Source organism: Desulfofundulus thermosubterraneus DSM 16057 (genome assembly GCF_900142025.1).
Lineage (GTDB): Bacteria > Bacillota > Desulfotomaculia > Desulfotomaculales > Desulfovirgulaceae > Desulfofundulus > Desulfofundulus thermosubterraneus.
The window spans coordinates 1-16,713 of sequence record NZ_FQZM01000041.1 but is presented as its reverse complement, the minus strand read 5'-3'; the positions used below and the strand labels follow the sequence as shown (position 1 = coordinate 16,713).

General features: G+C 58.3%; 13 protein-coding genes. All 13 read right to left on the bottom strand.

Annotated elements, in window-relative coordinates; genetic code table 11:
* Nucleotides 1–16: 16 nt before the first annotated feature.
* The gene (locus BUA65_RS14005; protein ID WP_072870586.1) at nt 17–1,336 is read right to left on the bottom strand and encodes a sulfite exporter TauE/SafE family protein; all 1,320 of its coding nucleotides are present in this window, start codon (nt 1,334–1,336) and stop codon (nt 17–19) included.
* A 253-nt stretch (nt 1,337–1,589) separates the two neighbouring features.
* On the bottom strand, nt 1,590–2,153 hold the full coding sequence (locus BUA65_RS14000; RefSeq protein WP_072870584.1) for a CBS domain-containing protein: 564 nt from the start codon (nt 2,151–2,153) through the stop codon (nt 1,590–1,592).
* A gap of 41 nt (nt 2,154–2,194) precedes the next feature.
* Nucleotides 2,195–3,847: an IS1634 family transposase gene (locus BUA65_RS13995; protein WP_072870582.1), complete on the bottom strand. Its 1,653-nt coding sequence runs from the start codon at nt 3,845–3,847 to the stop codon at nt 2,195–2,197.
* Nucleotides 3,848–4,255: 408 nt separating this feature from the next.
* Nucleotides 4,256–5,773 carry an SLC13 family permease gene (locus BUA65_RS13990; RefSeq protein WP_072870581.1) on the bottom strand — a complete coding sequence of 506 codons (1,518 nt, stop codon included), beginning with the start codon at nt 5,771–5,773 and terminating at the stop codon, nt 4,256–4,258.
* Nucleotides 5,774–5,823: 50 nt separating this feature from the next.
* Nucleotides 5,824–6,417 carry an indolepyruvate oxidoreductase subunit beta gene (locus tag BUA65_RS13985; protein ID WP_072870579.1) on the bottom strand — a complete coding sequence of 198 codons (594 nt, stop codon included), beginning with the start codon at nt 6,415–6,417 and terminating at the stop codon, nt 5,824–5,826.
* Complete coding sequence (gene iorA, locus BUA65_RS13980) at nt 6,410–8,203, bottom strand: indolepyruvate ferredoxin oxidoreductase subunit alpha (RefSeq protein WP_072870577.1); 1,794 nt, start codon at nt 8,201–8,203, stop codon at nt 6,410–6,412. The genes BUA65_RS13985 and iorA overlap by 8 nt, the downstream gene beginning before the upstream one ends.
* 348 nt (nt 8,204–8,551) lie before the next feature.
* Nucleotides 8,552–9,856 carry a phenylacetate--CoA ligase family protein gene (locus BUA65_RS13975; protein WP_072870575.1) on the bottom strand — a complete coding sequence of 435 codons (1,305 nt, stop codon included), beginning with the start codon at nt 9,854–9,856 and terminating at the stop codon, nt 8,552–8,554.
* The gene (locus tag BUA65_RS13970; RefSeq protein ID WP_072870573.1) at nt 9,853–11,373 is read right to left on the bottom strand and encodes a sodium:solute symporter family protein; all 1,521 of its coding nucleotides are present in this window, start codon (nt 11,371–11,373) and stop codon (nt 9,853–9,855) included. The genes BUA65_RS13975 and BUA65_RS13970 overlap by 4 nt, the downstream gene beginning before the upstream one ends.
* Nucleotides 11,374–11,544: 171 nt before the next feature.
* Nucleotides 11,545–12,801, bottom strand: a complete 1,257-nt coding sequence (locus tag BUA65_RS13965) for an aminotransferase class I/II-fold pyridoxal phosphate-dependent enzyme (protein ID WP_072870571.1) — start codon at nt 12,799–12,801, stop codon at nt 11,545–11,547.
* 39 nt (nt 12,802–12,840) lie between these two features.
* On the bottom strand, nt 12,841–13,326 hold the full coding sequence (locus BUA65_RS13960) for an Lrp/AsnC family transcriptional regulator (RefSeq protein WP_084062494.1): 486 nt from the start codon (nt 13,324–13,326) through the stop codon (nt 12,841–12,843).
* 348 nt (nt 13,327–13,674) lie between these two features.
* Complete coding sequence (ypeB, locus tag BUA65_RS13955; RefSeq protein WP_072870570.1) at nt 13,675–15,039, bottom strand: germination protein YpeB; 1,365 nt, start codon at nt 15,037–15,039, stop codon at nt 13,675–13,677.
* Nucleotides 15,040–15,058: 19 nt separating this feature from the next.
* Nucleotides 15,059–15,778 carry a spore cortex-lytic enzyme gene (gene sleB, locus BUA65_RS13950; protein WP_072870568.1) on the bottom strand — a complete coding sequence of 240 codons (720 nt, stop codon included), beginning with the start codon at nt 15,776–15,778 and terminating at the stop codon, nt 15,059–15,061.
* Between the two features lie 526 nt (nt 15,779–16,304).
* Nucleotides 16,305–16,713, bottom strand: a 409-nt coding sequence (locus BUA65_RS13945; RefSeq protein ID WP_207543906.1) for a transposase, incomplete at its 5' end; no start/stop codon positions are given.

Below are 16,713 nucleotides of genomic sequence, written 5' to 3'. Positions count from 1 at the left end.
TTTTTTACGGGCTACCTCAGTGCCCTACACCCGCGCTGCCGGCCGTAAGGGCCTGCCGCTCGGCTTCCCGGATCTTGCTGGCGCCCTTGAAGAACACGGCCAGGATCCACAACGAGAAAATACCTACCAGGGCAAAGAAGATCACTGTACCCACGCTGTTGATCAGAGTAGCGGTGGCCTTGCTCATGTTGATCCAGCCAACCTCGTTAAGCTTGCCCGGCAGGGCGCAGATGCGGTTCACAAAACCGGCCAGGATGGTCAGGGCGTAGAAGGCTCTTATGGTAACTCCTTTCACCATCCTGGTCACCAGGGCACCCATCTGCACACCCACCAGGGACCCCAGGAGCATGCCCATGGCCACGGTGTAGAAGACGTATCCGTAAATGGCATACTGGGTGATGGAGGAGTAGCCGGTGGTAAAGATGATCTGCAGGATGTCGGTACCCACGGTGGTGAAGGTGGATACGCCCAGGCCGTAAACCATCATGGGGAAGGTCAGAAAGCCGCCGCCCACGCCCATGATCGCTGCGACAAAACCAACGATGAAGCCACAGATGATAATTGGGTATACGGCGATGCTCCGGCCGCCGGGGACAATGTGCTCGTCGAACTTTACCCGCGGCTTCAAGGGAAGGGATTGTAGCCACCGGGCAAAGTTGGTGGTGGTGTCGACACTGGATGTCCTGGCACCGGCAACAGCACCCTTACGGGTCCGCATCCAGTCGGCCAGGGCGTAGAACCCCAGAATGCCCAGCATGAACACGTATACCGCACTGATGAAGGCATCGCTCAAGGCGGGGCTTTTCTGGTAGATGGCCCTGTTGAGCACACCGCCCACGGAGGCCCCGGTCACGGAACCCAGGACGAACCACGCGGCAATCCAGAAGTTCACGTTACCCATCTTGCGGTGGATGACCGTACCCATGATTGCCTTGGCAAAGAGGTGGAACTGGTCGGTACCCACAGCCATGATCCCTTTCACCCCGATGCTCATCAGCGCCGGGGTCAGGACGTAGCCGCCACCCGCACCAATGACGCCGGTAATCAACCCGGCCATGATGCCTACAAAGATCGAGCCAATAAACATCTCGGTGGTGGCAAAGCTGGGCATGTAGGCTTTGTGACCACCGATGTGCTCGGGCAAGCCGGCCGCCACGGCCATCTCCATCCCCAGGCCCAAAAGGACGGGGAACAAAGCCACCAGCAGGAGCTTCCAGCGCCGGCCCAAAATTACCCGGCTCATTTCCAGTTCCCACTGGGCCTGCTTTCTGGACAGGGCGGTCAGGAATTCACCGGCAGCCAGACCACCCCCGACAACCCTTCTAAACATTCCCATAGATGATACCTCCTTAAATTAGTTCCCCCAAACTGGCCAACTCTCCCAACCCGGCGTTTTAAATACTCCATTCCCACTCACTGCCAGCCCGGTATGCTCCTTTGCCCTTCTCGCCGCGCCGGCCTTCTCACCTCCTTCCCCTTTCGCCACTACAAACCGTAGTGACAACTTCCAAAGATACAATTCTGAGGGCTAGTGAATTTCCGATCCCCTAAATGTGAAACTTTTCACTAGTCAGGGTAATTTTTTGTCACTACCCCGTTGTGGTAGTGACCCTGGCCTTCCGGCGGTATTGATCGGCAAAGATCACCTTGCCTCGCGAGCCACCGCCCCCACTGTCCAGCTCCCGCACCATTTCGGCAAAAATCTCTTTCATGCCCACCATGCCTACCAGCCGGTCTTCCTCCCATACGGGTACCGGTTCCTGCCCGGTGCTCAGTATGATGTAGGCAGCCTTAACGATGCTATCCTGAGCCTTTAACCGGCGCGGTACAGGCACCATGATTTCTTTTACCGGACGCTCGGCCAGGGCCGCGCAACGCTCCTGGAAGTGACCTGTAAACAGCACGGGTTCTTTCCAGTCGGGGTTGATGGTCCAGCCGCCGTAAGTATCTTTCTTAAACATCACCGGATCCAACCCCCGGAGAATCTCTTTCAGCCCGATCAGCCCGGCCACCTTGTCATTTTCCAGTACCAGTACCACCGGGTAGCCCCGGCTGGTCTTGAGGGCCACCACTGCGTCTTTAGCCGTTGATTCCCCGGCTACCGTGGCCAATTCCCTGACGGGCACCATGACGTCCCCTACCTTTTTTTCCATGGGTCCACCTCCTCCCGTGGGGGAATCACAGGCCGGAGTACCTAAACCACAACCGCCCTGGGGTCGGGCACCCCGATGGCCTGCAGGATTTCTGCCTGAGTTTTTTCTATGCTCGTCACCGATTTCAGCTCCACATCGTCCACCCGGTTGATGGCCACTTTCACTTCTTCCAGCAGTTCCATGGCCTGGCGGGAGGTAAGGGGTATCCCCGCCCGCCTGAGCAACCCTTCCAGGGTCTTTTCCAGCATGGCTGCCAGCACGCATACGAAGATACTGGCGGAAAGGTTGCGTTCGCGGTAAAACTCTTTCGGCCTGGTTTCAAAACTCCTGATTTCCTCAAAGGATTCCCCCAGCTGGCTCAGGCCGGTGTAAGCCAGCAACAATTCCCTGCCGTCCATCAGGGTGGCGTTGGTTTCCAGGAGGAAAGCCCCCGCCGTTTTCTCCTCCCGGGTGATCACATCTTCCTTGCGGCACCAGGTCAGCTCCCCGGTGGCTTCGCTGTAATGCCAGTCAAAATAGCGGCGGCAGTATTTATCCTTCAGGATGGTGGCACCCCTGGGAAGGGTCCTCTTGCCCGAACGGTGTTCCGAGGCGACCGCTTTTTGAAGTTTCCGCAATTCCTCCTCCACCTCATCCAGGCGTTCCGCAAGGGCAATCGCCTTTTCCCTTGCCGCCGCCGGGCTGTAGCACACCAGGTACCGCACCCCCCCTTCCACGACTTCCCTGTACCAGAGAGCCCCATCCACTTCTTTAAACTCTGCCCGGTTCTCCACCAGTTCCCGCTCACACAACCTTAACTCCCATTCCGACTGAACCTTACGGCGTACCAGGTAATGGTAGCCGTGGGACATCAAAACCTCCAGGTGGGGGGCGGCCACCAGCCGGCGGTCACCCACAAAGATACACTGCCGGGTACCATGCGCGGTCTGCAGGTGGTGTACAATTTCCCGGAAGTCCCCCTCGTCGGGCACCTCGTGCAGGATGCGGTGCCCAAAGGGCATACCCTCACGGCTGACCAGAATCCCCAGGTAAACGAGCTGCTCCTCCAGTGGTGATTGTAAAAGGTACCGGCCATAGGGCGAATGTTCAAGGTCGCTCCGGGGAGCCGGCTCAACGGTGGCCGTGGTCAGCAAGCAAAAAGCAACCTCCCGGCTAACCCGGGTAAAGGCGCACAACCTCTGAAAAAGTTCCTCCTCCAGCCTTTCTTTCACGCCGGCCACACTGTCCAGCGCCCGGTAAAAGTGGTGATCCAAAAATTCTTTGCCCTGAGCCTCGGGAAAGTACAGGCACCGGTACCACTCGCTAATGGCTTGTTTATTTGGGGGATTGATGATCTGGTTTATGGCCATCAGTTCCAGGAGCAGGGCGGTATCCGGGTCGTACCTTTCGCCGGAAAAAGCGGCCTCCACGGCTCTCCCCACGTCCAGCATCTCCCAGATCCGGTGGATGGCCAGGACCTCGCCGTAGCGCAATACCTTCCTGGCTTCGATGTTGGCTGGCCGCCGGGAAACGCCGCATATCCGGGCCAAGCCGTCGATCAGCCCCTCCACCTTTTCCGGCGTCAGGTTCTCCAGGTTGCCCAGGTTGGCGATTACCCTCTGCTTTACCTTGTTCCCTTCCCGGTAGTTTTCAATGAGTTTCAAGTAGGTGTATTCTTTCCCCCCGCTGCGGCTGGTAACTTTTCGGAAAAACACGGGCACATCACCCCCAAGTCAACCTGGTAGATATTTAATGAACCCGCAACCCCCAACCTCAACCCGGCCGGTAAGGGGGGCTTTTGTCACTACACAACAGCGCATTCTTCCAGGATTGTTACGGTGTTCACATACTCCATTTATCCCTCGTTTTGCTTCAATCTGTCATGGCCCAAAGTCCCTGTGTTTACTGGCTTTTCACCACGCCTGTTCACTACAAAATATGCCGTTAATTTCAGGTTGTGCACTTATTCACATTCCTGTGTCTGTACCCTTCCTTTGCTTCAAGTATAACATAGTACCTTGGATTGTGCAATATTTCACTTTGTTATTTTTTAAATCAAGAATCTTCCGACATTATGCTTGCTTTGGACGAGAATGGAATTTGTTTCTTTAAGAATAGCCCGGTTACCAGACGCCCAGCACCCGCCACCAGAAACTGCCGAGAAAGGCAACGGTGAGGACCAGGGAAATAAGAAAAAGCACGCCTCCGGCCTTTAAAAAATCCTGTGCGCGCAAAAAACCGGGACCGTAAACAATGGCGTTGGCGGGAGTGGCAATCACCAGGAGGTAGGAAAAGGCCGAAGCCAGGGAGGTGGCCACGCCAATAACCAGGGGCGAGGTCCGGGACAATTCAGCCACCTTCAAAAAAATGGGACCGAGGACGGCCACCGTAGGCCCGTCGGCCATGGTATTGGTCACCAGGGCAGTTACCGTGGCGGTAACTGCCAGCAGGGAAACCCCCTCGGTCACCTCGGCGACCGCCGCCAGGTGCAGGAACTGCCCGGCCAACCAGGAAGCGGCGCCGGTGGCAATGAGCATTTTGCCCATGGAAATGGCCCCGGCGTAAAGCAATACCACTCCCCACTGGGTTTTTTGCTGCAGGTAGCTCCAGTCGATCAGGCGCAATACCGCCGCCAGGAGAATGCCCACCATGGCAATGTTGCCCACCCCAAAGCGCTGGCTGGCAAAGATCCAGCCCACCACCACGGCCAGAAAAATGGCCAGGGCCATCCGGGCCTGGTTGGTCATGGGACCATCGGCTTCCATTTCCTCCCTGATGGCCTGGACAGTCCCGGAGAGGTCTGTAATTTCCGGAGAAAAGAGGTTCAGCAGCCAGTAACTAACTATAGGGATCATGATCAGGGTAAAGGGCATGACCATGAGCATCCACTGTCCGTAGCCGATGTTTATGCCCAGGCTGCTTAAAAGGCCCAGCATCAGGGCATTGCGGGCGCCCCCCGATGGCGCGGATACACTTCCAATCATCACGCCGTAGGCGATTGCCAGCATAATCAGCTTGGCCAGGTTGGGAACCTTTTTGTAACCGCCGCTTAAAGAAACAATGCCCACCCCGATGGGCAGCATGATCATCACCGCGGCATGTTCCGTAATGAAGCCGGCGCTGATGGCGCAAAAGGCCACGATGCCCAGGATAACCCTTTCAATGCGGGCGCCGCATAGTTTGAGCATGAAGAGAGCCACCCGGTTGTGGATATTGTATTTCATCAGCATGGCGCCCATCATCAGCACGCCCATGATGAAAATCACGGCATCATCCATAAAAGTGCGGGGAGCCTCCCTGAAGCTGGCGATGCCGGTGAAAACCTGGTAGCAGCCGATAAGCATGGCGGTCATGGGCAGGGGCACCGCTTCGGTCAAAAAGCAGACGATGACAAAGGCCCAGAGGCCCAGGGCATACTTACCCTGCACGGTCAGGCCACGGGGGGTGGGCAACAGGTAGATGAGGACCGTTAAAAGCAGCGCCAGCAGGAGCCACTTTTGCTCCTTTAAAAACGCCTTGACTTTATTCAGGGGCGGGGGGAAGCGGGCCCCCCTATCCCCGTTGTCCAGGGGTTCAAGGCCCGATACCGTCCTCTCCTTCTTTCGATATTCATTTAGCTTAAAAACCTTTTGCTTGCCCATACTTCCCGACCCCAGGCATTTTCGTAGCTGCTCAATTCGAGAACATTAACTCAAAGGGCATAACCGCTCTGGAAGGCGGCCCGGTTGACCTCCAGGTAACGGGCGGGGACACAATCCTCGATGGCGCTGAGCCAGTAAGAAAGCGGGATGGGCATCCGCCTGGCCAGGCTGCCCAGTAGCACCACGTTTGCCGCCCGGGCATTGCCGCACCCCAGGGCCTTGCCCAGGGCGTCCACCACCAGGGTGTGGGCCCGGCGGGAAAGGTGGGCGATAATGTTTTCGGGATATTGGGCCATGCCCGCCAGTACGGGTACGGGATAGATGATCTGGCTGTTCACAATGATGGTACCCCCGCCCTTCACATACTCCAGCCAGCGCAGGGCCTCCAGTTGTTCAAAGGCTAGGATGATATGGGCCTCTCCCTCGGGAATGAGGGGGGAATAAACCCTTTCGCCCAGGCGCACCTGGGTAACCACACTGCCCCCCCGCTGGGCCATACCGTGTATTTCCGATACTTTAATATCGTACCCGGCCGACCGGGCGGCGTAAGCCAGGATCTTGCTCGCCAGGATGATTCCCTGGCCCCCTACGCCAACCATCAATATGTCCACCGGTGCCAGGGCCGCACCCGTTACCTCAGCCATTGTTTTCTCCCCCTTCCTTCAGGGCGCCAAACTTGCACACCTGCACACACAACCCGCAGCCGGTGCAGATAATGGCATCCACCGCCGCTTGTTTGTCCTGCACGGAAATGGCCGGACAGCTGAGCTTAAGGCAAGTCTTGCAGCCGGTGCAGGCCTCAACATCCACCCGGACCGGCGGGCGGTTTTCCCTTCGCAGCAGCGCGCAGGGCCGGCGGGCGACAATCACCGACGGGGCGCCGGCGGCCACTTCCTCCTGGATGGCCTGCGTCAACCCGGCGATATCCAGGGGATCCACCACCCGCACCCGGCCGACCCCCAGCGCCCGCACCAGCGCTTCCAGATCCACCGCGGGGGCGGGCTCCCCCATGAGCGTTTTGCCCGTGCCGGGATGCTCCTGGTGGCCGGTCATGGCCGTGGTGCGGTTGTCTAAAATGATTACCGTACCCTGGCCCCCGTTGTAAACCATGTGCATGAGGCCGGTGATGCCGGAATGGAAAAAGGTGGAGTCACCGATTACGGCCACGGTGCGGCGGGCCAGGGAGGAATCGGCCAGTTCGCAGCCATGGGCCATGCCAATGCTGGCCCCCATGCAAACGCAGGTGTCCATGCCCTCCAGGGGGGGCAGGCCGCCCAGGGTATAGCAGCCGATGTCCCCGGTAACCAGAAGCTTTAATTTACGCAGCACATAAAAGACTCCCCGGTGAGGGCACCCCGGGCAGAGCACGGGCGGGCGTCCCGGGACGGGGGGCAATTCCTCCATTTCACCGCCGGGTCCCAGGGGACAGGCGGCGGTACCCTCCCCGGGGCCAGGCGAAGGCACCGGTATTCCCGCCTCCCTTAGCTTGCGGCGGACAAGGCCGGGGGTAAACTCGTTCCAGGCCGGGAAAATCTTTTTGCCCGTCACCTCCAGGCCAAGGCCACGAACGAACTCTTCAATGTAAGGGTCCAGCTCTTCTACCACCAAAAGCCTTTCCACGCCGGCGGCAAACTGGCGGATCAGGCCCTGCGGCAGGGGAAAGGTCATCCCCAGCTTGAGGATGGAGGCTCCGGGCAACACTTCCCGCACGTACTGGTAGCTGATGCCGCTGGTGATTACTCCCACCCGGCGGTCGCCCCAGGAAATGAAGTTCACCGGCGTGGTTTCGGTGTAGGCTTTGAGCTTCTGCAGCCGTTCCTCCAGGGCCTGACGGCGCAGGCGGCCAAAGGCGGGCACCATGAGCCATTTTTTAGTATTTTTCCGGTACGGCCTCAAGGGCACCTCGTTACGCTCCTTGAGCTCCACCAGGCTCTGGGAATGGGCCACCCTGGTGGTGGTGCGCAGGATCACGGGCAGGTCAAACTCCTCGCTCACCTGCAGGGCCAGCCCCACCATGTCCAGGGCTTCCTGGCTGTCCGACGGTTCAAACATGGGCACCCGGGCAAAGCGGGCATAAAAACGGTTGTCCTGTTCGTTCTGGGAACTGTGCATCCCCGGGTCGTCGGCGGAAACCAGAACCAGGCCGCCATTTACACCGGTGTAGGCCGCCGTCATCAGGGGATCGGCCGCCACGTTCACCCCCACGTGTTTCATGGTCACCAGCACCCGGGCCCCGGCCAGGGAAGCCCCCATGCCCACTTCCAGGGCCACCTTTTCGTTGGGGGCCCATTGGGCTTTAATCCCCGGGTAGCGGGCAAAGTTTTCCAGAATCTCGGTGCTGGGTGTACCCGGATAGCCCACTCCCACGGTAACGCCGTGTTCGTAGGCTCCCCGGGCGATGGCTTCATTACCCGTCATTAGTTCCTTCATGTCAAACCTCCATACGTTGCTGTCGCATATCCATTGGGGTAAATGTTTAGTGAACCCGCTTTGGTGCCGCCCAGCACTCACTGAAAAAGCCATACGGGGAAAAACATGCCGCTCACTATCTTTCATAGCAGGCTTAGAAAGAGCACCACTGCCAGTGAGTGCTGGGTTCGCCGGGTGCTGTTACCAGCGCTCCGCAAGTCGTTCGCTTTGGACAACGCGGCACCTTGCCTATGGTAGCGGTTCTACTGAACATTTGCCATTTAGGCGGAGGTCGTTTCCCGTCGCTCCAGTGCTCCTTAGCGACGACCGCCGCCCATGCCCCATTTTTGCGACGCTATATATAAATTGCTACTGCTTTTTAGGGCGCCTGTCTATAACCCGTTTGGCCTTGCCCTGGCTGCGCTCGATGGAGTGTGGCTCCAGCAGGCGCACCCGCGGGCTGATGGAAAGCACCGCCTGGAGACGACGGCGGATTTTTTCTTCCAGGGCCTCCAGGTCCTTGAAGCTTCCGGTGAAGGCCTCCTCCGTCATTTCCACCTGCACTTCCAGGTAATCCAGGTAACCCTTCTTATCCACCACAATCTGGTAGTGGGGTGAAACACCTTTGATTTCCATCAGGACGCTTTCGATTTGAGAGGGGAAAACATTTACCCCGGAAATAATCAGCATGTCGTCTGTGCGCCCGGCAATGCGGCGCAGGCGGGCGGTGGTGCGCCCGCAGGGGCAGGGCTCGGGATTGATCACGGAAATATCCCGGGTGCGGTAGCGGATTACGGGGCAGGCCTCCTTGGTCAGAGTGGTGATGACCACCTCCCCTTCCCGGCCGTAATCTAGAGCCTCGCCGGTTTCGGGATCGACAATTTCCACCAGGAAATGGTCCTCGGCAATATGCATCCCCGGCGCCACCGTGCATTCACCGCACACCCCCGGTCCCATCACTTCCGACAGGCCGTAGTTGTCGGTGGCCTTCATGCCCCACATCTTCTCCAGCTCCCGGCGCATTTCCTCGCTCCAGGCCTCGGCGCCAAACAGCCCCAGGCGCACCTTCAGGCCGGTGGGGTCGATACCCATGGAACGAGCGGTTTCTCCCAGGTGCAGCACGTAGGAGGGGGTGCCCACCAGCACCGTGGTACCGAAATCTTTCATCAGCATGATCTGTTTTTCACTGTTGCCCACCGAGGCGGGGACAATGGTGGCACCCACTCTCTCCAGCCCGTAATGCAGGCCGAAAGCGCCTGTAAACAGGCCGTAGCCGAATGTGATCTGCACCACGTCCTCGCTGATGACCCCGGCCTGGGTGACAATCCGGGCCACCAGCTCACTCCAGGTTTCCAGGTCCCTTCTGGTGTATCCCACCACAATGGGCTTTCCCGTGGTACCCGAGGATGCGTGCAACCGCACCACTTCTTTCAGCGGAACAGCAAAGAGCCCGTACGGGTAGTTATCCCGCAGGGCTGCTTTGGTGGTAAAGGGAAATTTTTGGATATCCTCCAAAGTGTGCAGATCCTCCGGCACCACGCCGTGGGCGTCAAAGAGGCGGCGGTAGTAGGGTACCCGCCGGTAAACCCGGTGCAGCGTCTCCTTTAACCGCTCCAACTGCAGAGCCTGGAGCTCCTCCCTGTCCATGCATTCATGCTTTCGATCCCAAATCATGTACTCTCCACTTCCTTGTATTTCAGTAAAGTCTGCCTTCCCGTTGCAGCACCCGGACCAAAGGCCCTTGCCACCGCCTCCGCCGGCAGGGGGCGGGTAACCAGGCTGACCGCGGGCACCACCGCCAGGGGAATGAGCATGGCCAGCGACCCCACCAGGGGAATGACCGCCGGATCAAGCCGGTAATAAAGGGACAGGATTACGGAACAGCCCAGCCCGGTTAAGGTACCGGCCCAGGCCCCCGCACGTGTGGTACCCCGCCAGAACAGTCCGTAGAGGTAGGGGGCCAGGAATGCACCGGCCACCGTGCCCCAGGACATGGCCATCAAGCTCAGGATGATTCCCGGCTTGACCAGGGCGATGATCAGGGAAAGGGCAATAAAAAGGCAGCATAACAGGCGCATGATTAAAACGCCGTATTGTTTAGCCCAGCCTGGCCGCAGGCTTTGCACCAGGTCTATGGAAATGGCCGAACTGCTCACCAGCACCAGTGATGCCAGGGTGGACATGGATGCCGAGAGTACCAGAAGGAGGATGAGCGCAGCTCCCAGTTCGGGAAGGGTGCTGTGAATCAGAACCGGCATGAGCATGTCGGGAGTGGGCTTGCCACTGGCCGGATCCACGGGCAGCTTGTCAAAGAACAGGTGCGTGAGGGAACCGGTGAAATAGGCCCCAAAGGTAATCACCAGCGCAAAAAGGGTGGACACCACCATGGCCGGGCGGATGGCTTTCTCATCCTTGATGGCATAAAACTTTTGCACCATTTGGGGCAGACCCCAAGGGCCCAGGCTGGTCAGAACTACCAGGGCGGCCAGAGGTAACCAGCGGCCCTGGGGCCCAGCCAGGCTGACCAGCCCGGGGTCAACCTGGGCAAGCCGCTGCAACCCCTGGAACAGCCCCCCCACCTGGGGGGCCCCCAGGACATAGTAGAGCAAAATGCCCACTCCGGCCAGCATAACCGTCCCCTGAATCACGTCGGTGAGGGCCACTGCCCGGTAACCACCCATGATCAGGTACAGGGCTGTTAAAAGGCACATCAACAGCGCGGCATATAAATAGGGAATGCCAAATATCTGATTGAATAAATAGCTTAAACCCATGAACACGGATGCGGAATACGGCACCAAGAAGAGGAAAATCACCAGTGCCCCGTATATTTTCATGGCCCGGCTTTGATAACGGGCTTCCAAAAACTCCGGCATGGTCATGGCCCCCAGCCGGGCGGTCATGATCCGGGTCCGCTTGGCCAGGACCAGCCAAGCCAGCAGGCTCCCTACCAGGGTGTTGCCCAAAACAATCCAAAGGGCGGCCGTACCGAATCCCCAGCCCACTTTGCCGGCGTAGCCGATAAAAATCACCGCCGAGAAATAGGTGGTGCCATAAGCGAAAGCCGAGAGCCAGGGACCCATGGCCCGCCCGCCTAAAAAGAAATCACCCAGTGTACGGTTACGCCCCATACTGCTGTAGCCGCTGTAAATAAGTACACCCACAAAAAGACATAACAATAAAAGTTTCATTTCCTGCCGTCCTCCCATCCTTCATTTTTTCGGCCGGATACGGTTCCGGCGCAAGTTGTAATCAATAAATATTCTGTGTCGAATAATTCTACGCCGGATGATTAATTCCTGCACTTGCACAAAATTTAGGGTTAATCTTCAGTCAATATAGCTTTACTAAGCAGTCACAATTCAGGAGGATACACCGCCCGCCGCACTCATGCCCGCTTCCCGGGGCGGGTGAGACTTTGGGGGAGTGGAAATTACCCGCGGCCGGACACCCAGCCGCCGCACCAGTTGGGCCATGCGCCGCAGGGCCTCACCCAGATCCTCCAGGGAAGCGGCGTAGGAACAGCGCACGAAACCTTCGCCGCTTGGCCCGAAGGCATTGCCCGGCACCACGGCCACCTTTTCCTCCTGGAGCAGGGCCTCGGCAAATTCCTCCGAGGTCAGGCCGGTAACCCTGATTTCCGGGAAGGCGTAAAAAGCCCCTTTGGGCTCAAAACAGGGCAGCCCCATATCCCGGAAAGCATGCAGAACCACGTGACGGCGCCGGTTGTATTCACGGACCATGCGTTCCATGGCCGGCCGGCCGTTTTTCAGTGCCTCCAGTGCGGCCATCTGGGCGGTAATGGGCGCACAGAGCATGGTATACTGGTGGATTTTGGTCATGGCGGCAATGAAATCCGCGTTGCCGCAGGCATAACCCACCCGCCAGCCCGTCATGGCGTAGGACTTGGAAAAGCCGTTTAAAAGAACGGTGCGCTCCTTCATGCCCGGCAGGCTGGCCACGCAGGTGTGCTGGCCCACGTAGGTAAGCTTATCATATATCTCGTCGGAGATCACGATCAGGTCGTGGGCTACGGCCACCTCCGCAATTTCCAGCAGGGTTTTCCGGTCCAGCACTGCCCCGGTAGGGTTGTTGGGATAACATAACAGCAGGAGCTTGGTGCGCGGCGTGATGGCCGCCTCCACCTGGTGGGCACGCAGGCAAAAGCCCTGTTCCGTGCCGGTGGGCAGGGAAACCACCTTCCCCCCGGCCAACATCACCGTGGGGGCATAGGAAACGTAGGACGGCTCCGGGATCAGCACCTCGTCGCCAGGGCAAACCAGTGCCCTTAAGGCCAGGTCCAGGGCCTGGCTTACCCCCACCGTTACCAGAATCTCGCTCCGGGGATCATAGAATACGCCGTAAGTACCGGCCAGATCCCGGGCAATGGCACAGCGCAGTTCCAGGAGGCCGCTGTTGGAGGTGTACATGGTGTACCCCTTCTCCAGGGAGTAAATGCAGGCCTCCCGGATGTGCCAGGGCGTGACAAAGTCCGGTTCACCCACGCCCAGGGAAATGACCCCTCTGGTTTCGGCCACCATATCGAAAAAACGGCGAATTCCCGAGGGTGGTATGTCCCGTACCACGGGATTAATCCGCTCGCACCAGGTTTTGTTCATCTGCCTTTTCCTCCCCGCTTGTTTTGCAGTTTAATGCAACTAAGGCGTTACCATCAGGCGGCGGTCCTCTTCACCATCATCCACAATAACCCCGTCCTGCTTGTAGGTTTTGAGGACGAAGTGGGTCGTAGTGCTGACTACCCCTTCAATGGTGGCCAGCTTGGTGGCCACGAAGTGGCTTACCTCCCGCATGGTGCGTCCCTCGATGAATACGGCCAGGTCGTAGGCTCCGGACATCAGGCGCACACTGCGCACTTCCGGGAACCGGCTAATGCGCCGGGCCACTGCGTCAAAGCCCACGTCCCGCTGGGGCGTGATGCGTACCTCGATCAGGGCGGAAACCTTTTCTTCCCCGGCCTTTTCCCAATCCACCAGGGTTATGTACTTCAAGATGGTCTTATTTTCTTCCAGCTCCTGGATGACCCGGCGCACCTCCCCCGGGTCGGTCTGTAGCATGACGGCTATTTCTTCCGGTGTAAGCCTGGCATTGTCTTCCAGAAACTCGAGCAGTTCCAGTTTATTCACCTGCTCACCCCTTTACAGCTGGCCTGTCTTTCAAAGTTAAAGGGCTCTCGCCCCAATGGGACGAGAGCCCGGTCTCGCGGTACCACCCAATTTGGCCGCCTACAAGAAAAGGCGACCCCCTCCTGGCCCGGTAACGGCGGGCTGCCGGAAAGGACATACTCGGTGGAGTGGAATCACCTTTGGGTCCCCGGCTCCGGGGCGGCACGGGCACTTCCCCAGCCGGGCTTGCACCCTCCCCGGCTCGCTGGCATGGTTGACGCACCCATCTTCCCCTTCACGGCCTTACTGCCATATCAAGTTAAGTAAAATACTAGCATGTGGTTGCCCCGCTGTCAACAGGTAATTGGTTTACAGCGTCAACACGCCCTCCGGGTTGCGCACCACCCGCAGCACCTGGGCTTCGCTGCCGTCCACGGCGTCTATGTAGATCAGGAAGAGATCCCTGTCCAGCCGGGCCTGAAATTCATAGGCCAGCTTTTCTTTGTCCGGGGACACCGGGATGAGGGCCAGCCGTCCGCCCTTTATCTCCTTCAGCCGGGAGTTGAGCTTTTTCCGGGCTTCCTGCGGGCTAATCCGGGGGCGGGGCAGTTCGCGGCGGGTGTGGTTCATCAAATAGCCTGAGGCCTCCACTCCCAGGATCTGGCCGTTGTCCAGGGCTACGGTCACCTTGATTTGATCCGGGTAGAGGATCACCCGGTCCTGGGTGGCGGCAAAGTTGAATACGGCAACGCCGTTCTGCTGCTCATGATACACCGCCACCATGTTGTTGAAGCCCAGGGAAGCCAGGTATTGCCGGGCCTTTTGCCTGGCCTTTTCAATGCTCCAGGCGGGGCGCCCAATCTGGCGGCCGTTGGTCATCCAGCTCAGGTGACCGCCCTGCTGGGTAATGGCCACGGTGATATTGCCTCCCCCATCGCCGTTTTGAGGGCGCAGTTCCACCAGGTAAGAGGGAATTTTGCCCCGGGTTTCCCCCACCCGTTCCACCGTGTAGTTATCCCTGCCTTCCACCAGCTCCAGCGCCCGCCTGCGGGCCTCGTCCCTGTTAATGGTCTTTCCGGTGAGACCCCGGGCCGTTCTTTTTTCCAGGTGGTCGGAGAAAGGGCCATCGTATATCAGTGTGGGGAAGTTCTCCATGTGCTTCTCAATGGTCTGGAAGTTGGCGTTGGCCAGGCGCGGGCCCTGCCGGCCCAGGGTGCGGCTGCCTTCCCGCACCAGTTCGTTCAGGTAAAGCCGCCCATCGGCAATGCGGCCTTCCAGGTCGTGCAGGGCCAGATTTAAATCGGCGGACTGCCGGTAAAGGCGGTTTAAGGTTTCCCATTGCCGGTCGGACTCCAGCCGCCCCCTGGCCGCCTGCTGCAGCAGGGAATGGGCGTAATCCCCCACCTGGGTGAGGAACTTGGACGTGCGTCCGGTGAGGGCATCGGTCACCGGCAGCTGGTTTAAATCCGCCTGGGCCGCCATGGCCCGCTGCCAGAGCTCCATGAAAAGGGTGCTTTGTGCTTCCGGCGTACCGGTCACCAGGCTTTTGGAAAGCAGCACTTCCATGTTCTGGACGTTTTCCGTCAGATCGTACAGGGCCCGGTAGTACTTGTTATTTAAAGCCGTTTCCAGACGCTGGCGTACGGTGAACTGCTGGTAGCCCCAGTAACCTAAAGCGCCCACCAGCAATACCCCGGCCACCAGGGGCAATAGCCAAAACCTCTTATTGTTCATCGTCAACTCCCGACCTCCTTTAGCGGGCAAATACGTGACGGCCAATCTGGGTGACGATGTTCCGGGTCCAGATCCACGGGTTCACCGGCTTGGCTGGATTCCAGAAGTAAAGACTTCCCCCCGTCGGGTCCCACCCGCTCATGGCCAGCATGGCTGCCCGCAGGGACTCCTCGCTCACCGGGCGGTTGTACTGGCCGTTGCTCACCGATTCAAAGGCATGGGGCTGAAAGATGACTCCCGCCAAGCTGTGGGGAAAGGCCGCACTCCTGGTGCGGTTCAGAATCACCGCTCCCACGGCCACTTTGCCCTCAAAGGGCTCGTCGGCTGCCTCCCCTTCAATAACCCTGGCCAGCAGGTAAACCGCATCCCGGTTGGTTACTCCCCGGGAGACCGCCGGCGGTTCTGGGGGTGGTGCTGTCGCGGGGGCCGGGGGAAAGCCCAGGGCGGCCCAGGTATTTGGACCGACCACGCCGTCGGGAACAAGGCCATTGTTTAGCTGAAAATCCACCACCGCCTGCTGGGTTTTGCTGCCGTAGAAGCCGTCTACCGGCCCGTCATAGAACCCCCAGTCCAGCAGGCGCTGCTGCACCCTGATCACATCATCCCCACTTAGTCCCCAGTAAAGGGTGCGCTCCTGGGCCGGTGATTGCCCGGCGGTCACCACCAACCCCGTGGCCAAAACAACCAGGGCCAGTAATAATAAAGCGGAACGGCGGAAGGAAACGAGCGCCAGTTTCATCGTGCCCGAGCCCCTTTTTGGTAAAATTGTAAGTTTAGTATGAGCCGAAAAAAACGAAAACATGATCAGGAAAATTTAACCGCGGAATTTCTCCCGCAGTCCCGCTCACTCATATGCTCCGCGTAAGATGTGCACCACGGTTCGCTTCGGACCGGCTCTGTTTTTTTCGTACGGATGACTGCTGTCCCTCTTCTTCGAGAGCCGAACAGGCCCAGCACTCACTGAAAAAGCTGTACTGGTAAGACCAGCATTTACTGCTTGTCACGGCAGGCTTAGAAAGAGCATCATTGTTCAGTGAGTAAAAAAACGATAATAATACGATGTGCGAAATTAGTGTAACCTGCAAAATTCAAGTTCCAGGCTGGTAAGAAATAACTCCTGAGGAGCATAAATGGGAAATTAGCCCTGAACTATCGCTAAAAAATGATCAAAAACTTATTCTGACAACAAAAGGCAGCTAAAAAAGGACAGATCACCCCTCTCCAAATTTGGTTCCACTTTGCGGCATTCTTTTGACTAACAGGAATTAAGCAGCCTTACGGCTGTGCTGCTCGATTTTCAGTTGGGCCAGTGTGCCGGCAAGGAAGGTGATCAAGCAGAGCATCACATCTGTAAAAGCATTATCGATTCCCCGCCGGTTCATTTTGTCCATATACAGGTGTTCTTTTAACATCGCAAACCAGCGCTCGATAGAGATTCGCTGGCTGTAAAGCCTCTGCCAGTTTTCACTGCCCCGGTGAGGGCAGGAAAACAAGCGGGGGTTATCGGTTACGCGAAACCTTACCACCAGCCCGTAAGGGTTATTGCACCGGCACTGGTCCTCACACTCCACCTGTCGACCGGCAGCTTTGGGACAGCGGAACTTTAGGGTCATGTGCTTTTTGTCTGAACCCCAGTAAACCATGGGCTGACCCGCTGGGCACAGGGGTATAAAC

What these genes read in the sequence shown, in the direction of transcription:
- BUA65_RS14005 (WP_072870586.1), bottom strand. Translation starts at nt 1,336, where the DNA reads ATGGGAATGTTTAGAAGGGTTGTCGGGGGTGGTCTGGCTGCCGGTGAA.
- BUA65_RS14000 (WP_072870584.1), bottom strand. Translation starts at nt 2,153, where the DNA reads ATGGAAAAAAAGGTAGGGGACGTCATGGTGCCCGTCAGGGAATTGGCC.
- BUA65_RS13990 (WP_072870581.1), bottom strand. Translation starts at nt 5,773, where the DNA reads ATGGGCAAGCAAAAGGTTTTTAAGCTAAATGAATATCGAAAGAAGGAG.
- BUA65_RS13985 (WP_072870579.1), bottom strand. Translation starts at nt 6,417, where the DNA reads ATGGCTGAGGTAACGGGTGCGGCCCTGGCACCGGTGGACATATTGATG.
- iorA (WP_072870577.1), bottom strand. Translation starts at nt 8,203, where the DNA reads ATGAAGGAACTAATGACGGGTAATGAAGCCATCGCCCGGGGAGCCTAC.
- BUA65_RS13975 (WP_072870575.1), bottom strand. Translation starts at nt 9,856, where the DNA reads ATGATTTGGGATCGAAAGCATGAATGCATGGACAGGGAGGAGCTCCAG.
- BUA65_RS13970 (WP_072870573.1), bottom strand. Translation starts at nt 11,373, where the DNA reads ATGAAACTTTTATTGTTATGTCTTTTTGTGGGTGTACTTATTTACAGC.
- BUA65_RS13965 (WP_072870571.1), bottom strand. Translation starts at nt 12,801, where the DNA reads ATGAACAAAACCTGGTGCGAGCGGATTAATCCCGTGGTACGGGACATA.
- ypeB (WP_072870570.1), bottom strand. Translation starts at nt 15,039, where the DNA reads ATGAACAATAAGAGGTTTTGGCTATTGCCCCTGGTGGCCGGGGTATTG.
- sleB (WP_072870568.1), bottom strand. Translation starts at nt 15,778, where the DNA reads ATGAAACTGGCGCTCGTTTCCTTCCGCCGTTCCGCTTTATTATTACTG.